We start from the raw sequence: 12,411 nt of genomic DNA, 5'->3' as shown, positions 1-12,411 counted from the left end.
GATAGGATGTCATGCGGTACCGTGGAAACGGTCGTTCTCATTTCCGTATCAGTGTGCCGCGGATTGAAGCCACGGGCCGTTCCCGAAGGAGTGCAGCGTTGAGCGCAGATATCCTTATCGTCTCGCCGGACGACCATCTGGTGGAGCCGGCCGATCTGTGGACCAGCCGGCTGCCCGAGCGCTATCGAGACATCGGACCGCGGATCGTTCGCACTCGCGGGCGCATGGATCCGTCCGTCACCTCCGACGTCGCGTTTGTCGAGGACGACGACGGCCGTGACGCGGACATCTGGCACTACGAGGACGCCGTCATCCCGATCCCCCTCATCAGCGCGGCCGCCGGCTACGAAATCGACGAACTCACCACCGACCCAATCACCTACGACGAGATGCGCCCCGGCTGCTTCCGTCCGGCGGATCGGCTCGCGGACATGGACGTTGCCGGCATCGAGGCCTCGGCGTGTTTCCCCAATACCCTCGTCCGTTTCTGCGGTCAACGCTTCCTCTACGGCAAGGACAAAGAGCTCGCGCAGCTCTGCGTCGAGGCCTATAACGACTTCCAGATCGACGAGTGGGGTGGGAGCTCGAACGGTCGGCTGATCCCGCTGGGCATCATTCCGCTCTGGGACGTCGAACTCGCCGTCAAGGAGGTCGAACGGGTGGCCGCCCGTGGCATGCACGCCGTGTGCTTCTCCGAGCTGCCGGCTCGTCTGGATCTGCCGTCCATTCACAGCGGCTATTGGGACCCGTTCTTCGCCGCATGCGAGCGAAACCAGGTGGGGATCATGCTGCACATCGGGTCGAGTTCTTCGCTCACCAAGTCCTCGCCCGACTCTCCGCATGTCGTGACGAGCGCGCTGATGGCGGTCAATTGCACTATCGCCCTGGTCGACTGGCTGTTCTCCGGCAAGCTCATGCAGTTCCCCGACCTCAAGCTCGCGTTCGCCGAGGCGCAAGCGGGTTGGATCCCCTACTACCTGCAGCGCGTCGACGAGGTCTGGGAAGACCGGCGCGCGTGGGGCGGCATTCACCCGCTGCTGACCGAGCCGCCGAGCAGCCAGGTTCCCGGCCGGGTCTGGTTCTCCACCTTCGGCGATCCGGTCGCGTTCCGCATCCTGGATCTGGTCGGGCCGGATCAGCTCATGTTCGAGACCGACTACCCACACAACGACACAAACTGGCCGCGGAGTCTCGAGGTCGCCAACAAGGCGACGGAGGGTCTGGACGAGGAAACCAAGCGAAAGGTGCTGTCCACCAACGCGAAGAACTTCTTCGGGATGGGGTAGCGCGCCGGCCCAAGGGCTACAGTGCCTACCGGGCTTTCCAGTCCGGTTTGCGCTTCTCGAGGAAGGCGCGCGGCCCCTCGATGGCGTCCTTCGTCAGGGCCACCTTCATCCGGTAATTCTCGGCGAGCAACTCTGCCTCGTAGATGGGCATCGTCAGCCCCTTGCGCACGGCCATTCGTGAACCGCGTACCGCCAGCGGCGCATTCGAATTCACCACGTCGGCGATCTCCCAGGCGCGTGCCATGAGCGCATCGTGCGCGACCACCTCGGTGAAGACGCCCAAGTCATAAGCGCGCTGCGCGTCAAGCTTTTCGTGTTTACCCATCAAGATCAGCCGCATCGCCACGGGCAGCGGAAGTATGCGGGCGAGCCTGACCCCTTCACGCCCGGACGTCACGCCGATGCTGACGTGCGGGTCCATCAACGTCGCGCGCTCGGATGCGATGGTGATGTCCGCGGTGGTCACGAGGTCCATTCCCGCCCCGCAGGCGATGCCGTTCACCGCGCAGATAATCGGCTTAGTCATCTGAAGCCACGGCGGCGTCGCCTCCTGCGGTGCATCCCATTGCCGCATCGAGCTGAGGATGGGCTCGCCCTGGTTGTCGATCCCCGCCGCGTTCTCCATGTCGTGGTCGGCAGCCTTGTTGACATCCGCTCCGACGCACAGCGCACGGCCGGCACCCGTGATGATCACTGTCCAGATATCTTGTGAGCGTTCGATTTCCGCATAGGCGACGGCCAGCTCGGCGATCATCTCGTCGTTGATCGCGTTGAGCACCTCGGGACGGTTGAGGGTCACACAGGCGGTATGACCCCTGACCTCGACATCGATGGTGTGGTATTGAGTCACCTATTGTGGGCCCTTCTCTTAAACTCGTTGTGGAGTAGTCGTTTTCACTGGGCTGCTGCGGTGGCGCCGGCGGTCGGGTGAATGCCAAGGATGTCGTGGAATCTGTCGCAGTAGCGAGGCCAGACATCCGGGTTCAGCAAACGAGGCGGCATGTGGCCTTCGAAGATCGTCCGCCACTGAGTGGCGGTCGCGACCGCGATGTCCCGCGCGGCCTCCACCGTGATGCCGGCGGTGTGCGGCGTTGCAACGACGTTGTCGAGCTCTAACAGCGGGTTGTCCCGCCGGGGCGGCTCCTCGTGGAACACATCGAGGCCCGCACCAGCGATTCCACCGCTGACCAGCGCGTCGAGCAGTGCCTCCTCGTCATGGACGGGCCCCCGCGCGGTGGTGATGAAGAAGGCGGTCGGTTTCATCGCGGCGAACTGGGCTCTGCCGATGAGCCCCTGCGTCTCCCTGGTGAGAGGGCAGGTCACTTGCACGAAATCTGAACGCTCAGCCAGCTCGCCGAGCGTGACCAGCCGCACCCCGCGGGACTGCGCGGTCGCCTCGTCGAGATACGGATCGAAGACCAGCACCTCCATGCCGAACGGCGCGCACAACTCAACGAGGCGACCTCCGATGGCACCGAGCCCAACGACGCCGAGCGTCTTGCCAAGCAGCTGACTTCCCCGCAAGGCGAGCCGATCGCCGAGTGGGCCGCTCCGCAATACCCGGTCGGAGACGGTGATCTTCTTGGCGAGGTCGAGCATGAATCCCAGGGCGTGCTCGGCCACCGCCTCGGCTCCTGGCCCGGAGTTGTTGCAGACCGCCACCCCTGCGCGGGTGCACGCTTCGACATCGATGACGTCATATCCGGCTCCGGCCGAACAGACGGCGAGCAGCGACGGGCAGCGCGCGATCAATGCCTCCCCGGCCAGCCACTGTGCACCGTCGGGGACGGAAGCAACATCGGTTCGCGTGGCGACCTGATACCCATGCGCGGACTCGAGCGCCGTCCAACCTGATTCGGCAGGTGCAGTCAGATCGAGTTTGACGATGTCGATGTCGGACAGTTCCAGGACGGCGCCCGCCGCGGGGTCGGTCCACCGCTCGACGACCAACCGTGGTCGTGGCGCATCGGTCATCTCCCTTGTGCGCCTTTCACACCCGTCGTCACGGCCGAGCCTTGGGTTTGGCCTGTGCCGCCTTGAACATGTCGGCCAGCGCGGTGTCGACGTTGCGGTAGTCGTTGCGCGCGATCGTACCGTCGCGGCCGGGTACCACGTCGTATCCGAGCCGCAGATCCTTGTTTTCCATGTGGAAGTACTCACGACCGATCGGCAGCCGACGATCTTGGCGCGGGACCTCCATCCATGCGCGTAGGAAGCAGCGGGCCTTCTTGGGGTCATTGCTGCTGACGAAGTCCGACCGGGAGTGGCACATCGCGAAGTTGTTGGCCACGGCCGCTTCCCCGGATTCCAAACGGAATTCGACCTGCTGCTCGACGAGGATGTTGCGGAGCAACTCGATGGCCTCTTCTTGCTTCGGGGTGAATTCGCGGCCGAGGGTCTTCATGGCCGGCAAGATGCTGCTATAGGTGAAATTGATGCAGATTCGCCCGTTGATCTGGGAAAAGACCGGGACGTCGTAGGGGGTGACGTCGGGCTGGTCATCAGGCTGTTCGCTGCGTCGGTGGTGCGGAAAGCCTTGATAGAGCACGTCGAGTAGGTCGGGGCGTTCGGCCAGGATTCGGTTGTGCGCGGCGGGGCCGCTGGCGAACTGGCTTTCGCCGCCCTGGGCCGCCGGATAGACGCACAGCAGGGACAGAATGTCGGCGGCGTCATTGTGCATCGCCAGTTCGGCGCGAGACTTCGTGCCGCGGGCGGGTTGCACTCCGCCGGGCAGGATCTCTTCCTGAACGCGCACCATGCGGTGGCCAAAGGAGTTGTTCGACACCAGATAGCCGAGATGCGTGCAGAACGCCCAGTAGATGCGTTCGAGGTCCTCAATCGAATGCTGCTCGACCGGAAAGCCGCGCACGCAAGCGAGTCCCTTACCGAACATCAGATCCTGATAGAGCCGTGCCAGATCGCCATCGAGGTCTGGGTGCCGAGCGTCCTCTGGCGTGATGTCGTCCCGGCCTTTATTCGCGGTCTTGGTCAGGATCGATTCCAGCGCAGCCACATTGCGAGCGGACAGATCGAAGGCGAAGTCTTCCTTACTCGCGAAGTCCGCGCCGGTCCACGCCATTGGGTCGGTGACACGTTCGGTGTAGATGGCTGTCGGCATCCGGTCCTCCTGTTGTGTTGGCGTCGCTTCGGCTACTCGGTGTGTTCTTCACTGGTCATCGCGGCGGGCCTGCAGTCCGCGAAGCGCCTGTGCACGCATTGTGGCCGCCTCGGTCATCATCCCGATGTCAGTGCCCGCCGAGATGAATCGCAATCCCAGTTCCACGAATCGATTCAGCAGGTCAACTGACTTTATTCCGGCGATGCCGAGCGCCACACCGTGACTACGACAAGCCGCCGCGACTGATTCTACTGCACGGTGGAAATGCTCATTCTCATACTGTCCGTGGATGCCCATTTCGGCGGTCAGATCGCTCGGTCCGATGAGGATCATGTCGATGCCGTCGACCGAGGCGATGGAGTCGGATACTTCGACCGCCTCCGGAGTCTCGATCATCACGGCCACGACCGTGCGGCGTTCGAGCAGCCCCACCAATTCCGCCGCCCCTCGGGGCGCGTATCCACTGACCGCATTGGGACCCGAGATGGACCGATTGCCGATCGGCGGAAACCGGGCAGCCTGAACGATCCGTTCGGCCTCTTCCTTCGAATTAATGTGCGGCACAATGATTCCCACTGCACCACCATCCAACACCCTTGCGATGACACTGGGATCGTGAGACGGCACCCGCACCAGGCCGGAAATTCCCGCGCCGAGCGCGCTCATGCAAAGCATCTGCGCAGTATCCAAAGACGTAGATGTGTGCTCGAGATCGACGTACACGGCGTCGTACCCGCATGCGGCCGCAACCGCGGGAATGTCAGGGGTGCGGGAGTTGAGCAGCGCCAGACACAGCACCAGCGCCTCTCCCCGCAACGCGTCCCGCAGCGCTGTCGTCATACGCTCACGGTAGCGGACCGAGAATCACGTTTCCATAATATCGTCAACGGCCATTATCAGCCGCGACGTCGATGTGATAACCATTAGCTATGCCATCGAACCGCGTCGCCATCGTGGGGGTAGCCCTGTCCGACTGCGGCCGGGTCCCCGACAAGACCGCCATGGCGTTGATGGCCCAGTCGTCGCGGCGGGCGGTCGCGGATGCCGGGCTCACGAAGGAGGACATCGACGGTTTCGGCGGGCACGGAACGTTGCTTCCCCCCGTCGAAGTCAGCGAGTACCTCGGTCTACGACCTACCTGGGTGGATGCAACCAATGTCGGCGGATCCTCGTGGGAAGTAATGGCCGGGCATGCCGCCGCCGCAATCGCGGCCGGGGAAATCGAGGTCGCTCTGTTGACCTACGCATCGACCGCACGCTCCGATGTCAAGCGACGGGCGCGCGCGTCAGCTGCCGCGATGGGGACCGGCGGCGCACTCCAGTACGAGGCGCCCTACGGCGCCACGTTGATTGCCAAGTACGCCATGGCGGCGAGGCGCCACATGATCGAATTCGGCACCACCGTCGATCAACTGGCCGAAGTCGCCGTCGCGGCCCACGAATGGGCGGCCATGAACGACAACGCCTTTGAGCGAGAACGCATCAGCGTGGCGGACGTCGCGGCCGCGCCGATGTTGGCCGACCCGTTCACCTCCAAGCACGTATGCCTGCGCACCGATGGTGGCGGTGCCGTCGTGCTTGCCAGCGAGCGCGTGGCCAGGGGTTGCGCGAAGGAACCGGTTTGGATTCTCGGCACGTCGGACGCAACATCGCACGTAAGCATGAGCCAATGGCCCGATTTCACGACATCGGCGGCGGCACGCTCGGGGCCACCGGCGTTCGCGCGGGCGGGCGTCAGCCCGGCCGACATCGACGTGTGCCAGCTCTACGACTCCTTTACGTCCACCGTCCTGCTGACCGTGGAGGACCTCGGTTTCTGCGCCAAGGGCGAAGGGGGGCCCTTCATAGAGTCCGGAGCGCTTCGCCCAGGCGGGGCGCTTCCGACCAACACCGATGGGGGCGGCCTGGCCTCGTGTCACCCCGGTATGCGAGGAATGTTCCTCATGGTGGAGGCGGTGAGGCAGCTGCGCGGCGAATGCGGACAGCGCCAGGTCAGGGAGGCTGGGCTGGCATGCGTCCACGCGATGGGTGGTTTCTTCACCCACAGCGCCACAATGATTCTCGGGAGGCAGTAATGACGGCTCCTGATCGGCCCACGATCGACGCCGACGGCCAAGCGTGGTGGTCGGCCACGCAGGACCGCCGGCTGATGGTGAACGCCTGCCGATCCTGCGGACAGATGTCGTTGTACCCCCGGCCGTTCTGTCCGCATTGTTGGGGTGAGGACGTCGTTCTGACACAGGCCGCGGGTCGCGCGCGGCTCTACACGTGGAGCGTCGTCCACCAGAATACCGCCCCTTTTGACGCGCGCACGCCGTACGTGCTGGCGATGGTGGACCTCGAGGAGGGACCGCGGCTGATGACGGTCGTGGAGAATTGCCGCGTCGAAGATTTGTGCGCCGACATGGAGTTGGTGATCGCCTTTCGCGACGACGAGGACGGATTCGTCGTGCCGGTTTCCCAGCCTGCTAGCGGCTAGGCTCCGGGCGGAAGAACCTCTTAGCCGGTAGTGGCGAGACGGTCGGCGAGCATCCGCTGGCGCCCAACCGAGCGCGCATCGAGTTTGGTGCGGTCGACCTTGCCGTTGGCGTTGACGGGAAGCGGCTCGTCCCAGAACACAAGCTCTTCGGGCAGCTTGTATTTCGGCAGTCCTTCCGAGACCAGAGCCCGGGCGACGTCCGCGAGCGAGATCTGGATGCCGGGTTCGAGCACGACTGCCATGGCCAGTCGCTCACCGGTGGTGGCGTCGGGGACGGAGTAGGCGGCACACTCGCGGATCCCACCCATCCTCGCGACGGCGTCCTCCACTTCGGCGGCCGGGATCTTCAGCCCGTTGCGAATCACGATGTCCTTGATCCGCCCGATGATCCGTACCCGGCCGTCGACGACGTCTGCCACATCGCCGGTGCGGAACCACTCGCCCTCGAACGCGAGGTCGTCATCCTCGGCATCGGTGTAACCGAGAAAAGCGTGTGGGCCCTTGATGCAGCATTCGGTGGGTTCGGTCGCGGACCCGACCCGCACGTCCACCTCGCCGAGCGCCACCCCGTCGTCGGCATGGCGTATGTCTCGGGATTCGGTCCGCAACCCGGACGTGCTGACCGGGATCTCGGAGGACCCGTAGGCGCGCATGACGACGATGCCGAAATCGTCTTCGATGCGTTCGACGATCCGCCGATCCAGCATCGTGCCGCCCAGATACACCGCGCGTAGCGGGACCACGGCGTCGCGCGCCACGGCCTCGTCGAGCATCCGGTCCAACAGCCGGTCCGGGCCGCCGTACCAGGTTGCGCCCGACGTGACCAGGAGGTCGCACGTTGCCCCAGGGTCCCAGCGATCTTCGAGAATCACCGGTATTGCCAGCATCGGGCCTATGAACAGGGCTTGCAGGACCCCGGTGACCGACGCGAGCGGACTGATCAACAAGATCCGGTCGCCCGAATCGAGGCCCGCGGCCGCGATGTAATTCGCCGACGCCTTCGTCAACGTGCTCAGCGAGTGGATCACGCCCTTGGGCCGAGAGGTCGTCCCCGAGGTGTAGAGCACAAAGCACGGCTCATCGGCTGACCGCACCGACCGCGCGGGCATGGCGGCGCCCCCTCGGTCGTCCTCACCGAGTTCGATCCAACGGCAACGCCCGGACAGTTCCGGCTCGGTGACCTTCGCCCACTTCGGCGCTGCACCGAATCGTGCACCCGTGCGGGTGAGGATGTCGGCGAGCTGCGTGACCCCGGCACTGCGGGGCACGAGCAGCACCACCGCATCGACTCGTAGCGCCGCGTGGACCGCCACCACCGAGTCCGCGTCGTTACCGACTACCAGGACGACCGCCGCGCCCGGAGCAACACCGGCGTCGACCATCGCCTGAGCGGCCGAATCGATGCGCCGGTCCAGTTCTCCGTAGGTCAGTTTGGTGCCTCGATCCGCTACGGCGAGCCGAGTCGCATGCCGCTCCGCGGTGGATCGCACGACGTCGATCGGCTCCGCCGTCCAGAAACCGGCCGCGCGGTAGCGGGGCCGCATTTTTTCGGCTCGCCGGCGCGCACGCCGTAACAACTCGGTCGGGCCAGTCATGGGTCTCCTTCGATGCAAATGACTGTTCTCGATTAGGTAAATGTAACCTCTCCCCATGCATGCAATGACTTTCGACAACCAGGTAGCCATCGTCACGGGGGCCGGCGGCGGACTCGGTCGCTGCCATGCGCTCGAGCTCGCCCGGCGCGGCGCCCGGGTCGTGGTCAACGACCTGGGCAGTTCGGTGGACGGCAGCGGTGCGTCGACGTCGGCGGCCCAAGCCGTGGTCGACGAGATCACCGCGGCCGGAGGCACCGCGATCGCCAACGGCGACTCGGTGGCCACCGAGGAGGGCGGCGCGGCGATCGTGGCGGCCGCGATGGACGCCTTCGGCCAGGTCGATGTGCTGGTGAACAACGCGGGGATTCTGCGCGACGCCGCGTTCAAGAACATGACCGCCGAGCAGGTCGACGCCGTCATTGCCGTGCACCTGTCCGGCGCGTTCAACGTCACTCGGGCGGTGTGGCCGATCATGCGGGAACGAAATTACGGCAGAATCGTTCAAACAACGTCGGGCACGGGACTTTTCGGAAATTTTGGTCAGGCCAACTACGGCGCCGCGAAGATGGGCCTGGTCGGCATGATGCATGTTCTCGCTATCGAAGGCGCCCGCAACGGCATCGCCGTCAATGCCATCGCCCCCATCGCGCGGACCCGAATGACTGAGAACATCATGGGCGATGCCGGTAAGGCCATGCATCCCGAACTCGTCACCCCCGTGGTGATCTATTTGTCTCATCGGTCCTGCGACCGCACCGCACACATCTACTCTGTCGGCGCGGGGAAAGTGTCACGGGTGTTCATCGGTGTCACCAAGGGAGTCGAGGACACGGCGCTGACCGCGGAGTCGGTGGCATCGTCGATCGACGAGATCGATGACAGCGCCACGTTCACCATTCGCGGCGGACCGACCGCAGGCTGACGCGCGAGGTCAACGACCAAGAAACTTGGGCTTTCGCCGTTCCGCGAAGGACGCAAGGCCTTCTTGCAGGTCCGCCGTGCGCGACACCACCTCCTGCGCCCAGGCCTCCTGCTCGAACGCGCGGTGCCGATCCGATTCCGACGACACCGAGAGCAGCCGCTTGGTCAGCGTCAGCATCACCGTCGGCCCCGCCGCCAAGCGTCCCGCGAGTTCCTCGGCGACCGCGTCGGTGTCGTCCGGAGCGGTCACGCGGTTGACCAGGCCGAGCCTTTCACACGCGGCCGCATCGACCGGCTCACCGAGCATCAACAGTTCGGTCGCCTTGCGCAGGCCCACGATCCTCGTCAAAAGGTGGATCGCACCGGAATCCGGCAGGATCCCGCGTTGCACAAACGCCTCGATAAGCCTTGCCTCCGTTGACATGACGACCAGATCGCACGCCAGAACCAGACTCGCGCCGGCCCCGGCGGCGGTGCCCTTGACCGCCGCGACCACCGGCTTGTCACAGTCGAGAATGGATGCGACCAGCCGCTGCCAGCCCTGCTGAAGCATCCGCGCGATGTCGCCTGGGCGCTTCTGCACGGGCCCGACCACGCCCCTCGTGTCCGCCGGCTGCGGTGCCAGTCCGGCCCCGGCGCAGAAGTGCCGATTTCCGCTGGCGCTCAAGAGCACCGAGCGGACGGCGGCGTCGTCATTGGCTTGCGCGAAGGCCTCGGTGAGCGCGTCACGCGCTAACGGCGACAACGAGTTTCCCGCTTCCTGGCGATCTATTGTCACCCGCGCGACGCCGTCAGCGCCGATCGCATACACGATTCCGGATGCTTCGTCTGACATCTCGTTCACCCCTGCGTTAACGGCGTTTCCGTTTTTCGGGTATCTTAATTTCCACCTTGTCCGGGCTACGACGCGGGCCACAACGAGGAGGCAATCCGATGGGGCAGACCGGCCTGATCACCGATGAGGGATTGGCCAGGTTGCGGGCTACCATCGGCATCGCCGTCCCGCACGCCCAACCGCCGCACTACTACCGTCCCAACGAAGACACGTTTCGTCACGTCGCCGAAAGCTACGGTGACGCCAACCCGTTATGGGTGGACCCGGAATACGCCGCGAAGTCTGTATGGGGAGAGTCTGTAGCCCCACCCGCCCTCGTCGGCGGCGACACGCTGATCGGAGAGGACGAGGTCACAACCCTCTCGGACGAGGACCGCGCGCTGACCAAGGGCGACCCCCTGCGCGGGGTACACGCCTTCTACGCCTCATCGGCTCGGGAATGGTGGGCTCCGCTGCGCGCAAACCACCGCGTGTTCAGACGCAACGCCCTGGTGGCCGCGCTCGACAAGAGCAGCGAGTTTGCCGACCGCGCCATCCACGAGTGGTCCGCCCAAGTATTTCGCGACGACGAGGGCACGATGCTGGGCGGCCAGTACCGCAACATGATTCGCACCGAGCGCAGCAAGGCGCGCGGGCGAAAGAAATACGACACAGTTGAGCTCAAGACCTGGACCGCCGACGAGATCGCCGCGCTCGACGAACGCTATGCGCGCGAAAGTCCGCGCGGCGCCGACCCGCGGTGGTGGGAGGACGTCAGCGAGGGCGACCAGATCGGGTCGCTGACGAAGGGTCCGCTGACGGTTACCGACATGGTGTGCTGGCACGTCGGCATGGGCACCGGCATGTACGGCGTGCGGCCGCTGAGATTGGCGTGGCGCAACCGGCAGCGCATTCCCCGTTTCTATACACCAAACGAATACGGAGTCCCCGATGCCCAGCAGCGGGTGCACTGGGAGCCCGACGCCGCGCGCAACGCGGGAAATCCCACGACGTTCGACTATGGCCGCATGCGCGAGACGTGGCTGATCCACTTGTGCACGGACTGGATGGGTGACGACGCCTGGCTGTGGAAGCTCGATTGCGAGTTTCGTCTGTTCAACTACGTCGGCGACGTCCATACCGTCACCGGCACCGTGGTCCGCAAGTACCTCGCTGACGGCGCACGGCCCGCTGTCGATCTCGAGCTCGCGGCGACCAACCACCGCGGCCAGGTCACCGCGCCGGGACACGCCACCATCTTGTTGCCCAGCCGCGACCGAGGACCCGTGCGCCTGCCCGATCCGCCGGGCGGTGCGGCCAACCTGAGCGATCTGCTGACCGCCGTCACGGAACAGTTCGCCGAGCGCTGAGCACATGAGTTACCGCAGCGTTCCTGGCCTTCTGGCCGAACAGCAGGGCCCGATCCTGCGGCTGACTCTCGACCGCGCCGACCACCGTAATGCCGTCAATGACGTCATGCTCGACGCGATGATCGGCCATCTGGCCGACGCCGGTATCGACGAATCGGTACGGGTCATCCGGATCGACGCCAACGGTCCGAACTTCTGCGCGGGCGCGGACCTGATCGCTAATAACGCAAAATCCGAACGAAAACCGCGCGTGGGCAGCACACAGCGACGCCTGCCGAACAAGGCCAATCGGCTGATCCCGTTGATGTTGGAGACGCAGGTGCCCATCGTCGCCGTGGTCCGTGGTTGGGCGATCGGACTGGGCTTCCACATTGCGCTGGCATCAGACTTCTGCGTCGCCGCCGACGACGCCCGGTTCTGGGAACCCTTCATGGCGCGCGGCTTCACCCCCGACAGCGGCGCGGCCTGGTTACTGCCAAGGCTCATCGGATTGGTACGCACCAGACAGCTGCTGATGCTGGGTCACGAGATCACCGGAGCCACCGCGGCTGACTGGGGCATCATCCATGGCGCCTGCGTTACCGATGAATTGACCTCGGTCGCAGAGCAACTCGTCATACAGCTCGGCGAAGCGCCCACGGTTTCACTCGGTCTCGCCAAGTGGCTGTTGCACAGCGGCAACGGACTCGACCTTGACCGCCATCTTCAGAACGAGGCGCTGGCGCTCGAACTATCCAGCCGGAGTGAGGATTTCAAGGAGGGCCTGGCGGCCTTCCGCGACAAACGCCACGCAGAATTCACGGGCCGTTGAGAAATTTCTGAAGACGT

General features: G+C 65.0%; 12 protein-coding genes. 6 read left to right on the top strand and 6 right to left on the bottom strand.

Translation table 11 applies throughout. From position 1 onward, the window contains the following. Positions 1-98 precede the first annotated feature (98 nt). On the top strand, positions 99-1,286 hold the full coding sequence (locus A5775_RS01190) for an amidohydrolase family protein (protein WP_067246063.1): 1,188 nt from the start codon (positions 99-101) through the stop codon (positions 1,284-1,286). Between the two features lie 25 nt (positions 1,287-1,311). Here the strand turns inward: A5775_RS01190 and A5775_RS01185 are convergent, their stop codons facing one another. The 4 genes from A5775_RS01185 to A5775_RS01170 are packed head-to-tail and all read right to left on the bottom strand — an operon-like array spanning position 1,312 to position 5,244. Then, positions 1,312-2,136: an enoyl-CoA hydratase/isomerase family protein gene (locus tag A5775_RS01185; protein ID WP_067246060.1), complete on the bottom strand. Its 825-nt coding sequence runs from the start codon at positions 2,134-2,136 to the stop codon at positions 1,312-1,314. Positions 2,137-2,180: 44 nt separating this feature from the next. Continuing rightward, positions 2,181-3,260: a hydroxyacid dehydrogenase gene (locus A5775_RS01180; protein ID WP_067246057.1), complete on the bottom strand. Its 1,080-nt coding sequence runs from the start codon at positions 3,258-3,260 to the stop codon at positions 2,181-2,183. A 28-nt stretch (positions 3,261-3,288) separates the two neighbouring features. Further along, the gene (locus tag A5775_RS01175) at positions 3,289-4,404 is read right to left on the bottom strand and encodes a TauD/TfdA family dioxygenase (protein WP_067246054.1); all 1,116 of its coding nucleotides are present in this window, start codon (positions 4,402-4,404) and stop codon (positions 3,289-3,291) included. Positions 4,405-4,452: 48 nt separating this feature from the next. Further along, positions 4,453-5,244, bottom strand: coding sequence for an HpcH/HpaI aldolase/citrate lyase family protein (locus A5775_RS01170; RefSeq protein ID WP_067246050.1), 792 nt, complete (start codon positions 5,242-5,244; stop codon positions 4,453-4,455). A gap of 89 nt (positions 5,245-5,333) precedes the next feature. Between A5775_RS01170 and A5775_RS01165 the strand changes: the two genes are divergently transcribed. Both A5775_RS01165 and A5775_RS01160 read left to right on the top strand, forming a co-directional pair. Beyond that, on the top strand, positions 5,334-6,479 hold the full coding sequence (locus A5775_RS01165) for an acetyl-CoA acetyltransferase (protein ID WP_067246046.1): 1,146 nt from the start codon (positions 5,334-5,336) through the stop codon (positions 6,477-6,479). Further along, complete coding sequence (locus tag A5775_RS01160; protein ID WP_067246043.1) at positions 6,479-6,883, top strand: Zn-ribbon domain-containing OB-fold protein; 405 nt, start codon at positions 6,479-6,481, stop codon at positions 6,881-6,883. Before A5775_RS01165 ends, A5775_RS01160 begins: the two co-directional genes overlap by 1 nt. Before the next feature lie 20 nt (positions 6,884-6,903). Here A5775_RS01160 and A5775_RS01155 read toward each other — a convergent pair whose 3' ends face one another. After that, complete coding sequence (locus A5775_RS01155; protein ID WP_082952831.1) at positions 6,904-8,427, bottom strand: class I adenylate-forming enzyme family protein; 1,524 nt, start codon at positions 8,425-8,427, stop codon at positions 6,904-6,906. 106 nt (positions 8,428-8,533) lie between these two features. Between A5775_RS01155 and A5775_RS01150 the strand changes: the two genes are divergently transcribed. Further along, positions 8,534-9,400 carry an SDR family NAD(P)-dependent oxidoreductase gene (locus A5775_RS01150; RefSeq protein WP_067246037.1) on the top strand — a complete coding sequence of 289 codons (867 nt, stop codon included), beginning with the start codon at positions 8,534-8,536 and terminating at the stop codon, positions 9,398-9,400. A 9-nt stretch (positions 9,401-9,409) separates the two neighbouring features. Here the strand turns inward: A5775_RS01150 and A5775_RS01145 are convergent, their stop codons facing one another. Further along, positions 9,410-10,243: an enoyl-CoA hydratase/isomerase family protein gene (locus A5775_RS01145; RefSeq protein ID WP_067246034.1), complete on the bottom strand. Its 834-nt coding sequence runs from the start codon at positions 10,241-10,243 to the stop codon at positions 9,410-9,412. Between the two features lie 89 nt (positions 10,244-10,332). Here A5775_RS01145 and A5775_RS01140 point away from each other — a divergent pair, with 89 nt between their 5' ends. Together A5775_RS01140 and A5775_RS01135 are read left to right on the top strand one after the other, a co-directional pair. Next, the gene (locus tag A5775_RS01140) at positions 10,333-11,583 is read left to right on the top strand and encodes a hypothetical protein (RefSeq protein WP_067246031.1); all 1,251 of its coding nucleotides are present in this window, start codon (positions 10,333-10,335) and stop codon (positions 11,581-11,583) included. A 4-nt stretch (positions 11,584-11,587) separates the two neighbouring features. Next, positions 11,588-12,394: an enoyl-CoA hydratase/isomerase family protein gene (locus tag A5775_RS01135; RefSeq protein ID WP_067246028.1), complete on the top strand. Its 807-nt coding sequence runs from the start codon at positions 11,588-11,590 to the stop codon at positions 12,392-12,394. The last annotated feature ends 17 nt before the right edge of the window (positions 12,395-12,411 follow it).

Source organism: Mycobacterium sp. 852002-10029_SCH5224772, from assembly GCF_001667315.1.
Taxonomy (GTDB): Bacteria; Actinomycetota; Actinomycetes; order Mycobacteriales; family Mycobacteriaceae; genus Mycobacterium.
The sequence above is the reverse complement of the archived record's forward strand: the minus strand, read 5'-3'. Positions and strand labels throughout refer to the sequence as shown.

Excerpts from the sequence above, each read along its gene's own strand:
- A5775_RS01180 (WP_067246057.1), bottom strand. The coding sequence starts at position 3,260 with ATGACCGATGCGCCACGACCACGGTTGGTCGTCGAGCGGTGGACCGAC.
- A5775_RS01175 (WP_067246054.1), bottom strand. The coding sequence starts at position 4,404 with ATGCCGACAGCCATCTACACCGAACGTGTCACCGACCCAATGGCGTGG.
- A5775_RS01170 (WP_067246050.1), bottom strand. The coding sequence starts at position 5,244 with ATGACGACAGCGCTGCGGGACGCGTTGCGGGGAGAGGCGCTGGTGCTG.
- A5775_RS01165 (WP_067246046.1), top strand. The coding sequence starts at position 5,334 with ATGCCATCGAACCGCGTCGCCATCGTGGGGGTAGCCCTGTCCGACTGC.
- A5775_RS01160 (WP_067246043.1), top strand. The coding sequence starts at position 6,479 with ATGACGGCTCCTGATCGGCCCACGATCGACGCCGACGGCCAAGCGTGG.
- A5775_RS01155 (WP_082952831.1), bottom strand. The coding sequence starts at position 8,427 with ATGCGGCCCCGCTACCGCGCGGCCGGTTTCTGGACGGCGGAGCCGATC.
- A5775_RS01150 (WP_067246037.1), top strand. The coding sequence starts at position 8,534 with ATGCATGCAATGACTTTCGACAACCAGGTAGCCATCGTCACGGGGGCC.
- A5775_RS01140 (WP_067246031.1), top strand. The coding sequence starts at position 10,333 with ATGGGGCAGACCGGCCTGATCACCGATGAGGGATTGGCCAGGTTGCGG.
- A5775_RS01135 (WP_067246028.1), top strand. The coding sequence starts at position 11,588 with ATGAGTTACCGCAGCGTTCCTGGCCTTCTGGCCGAACAGCAGGGCCCG.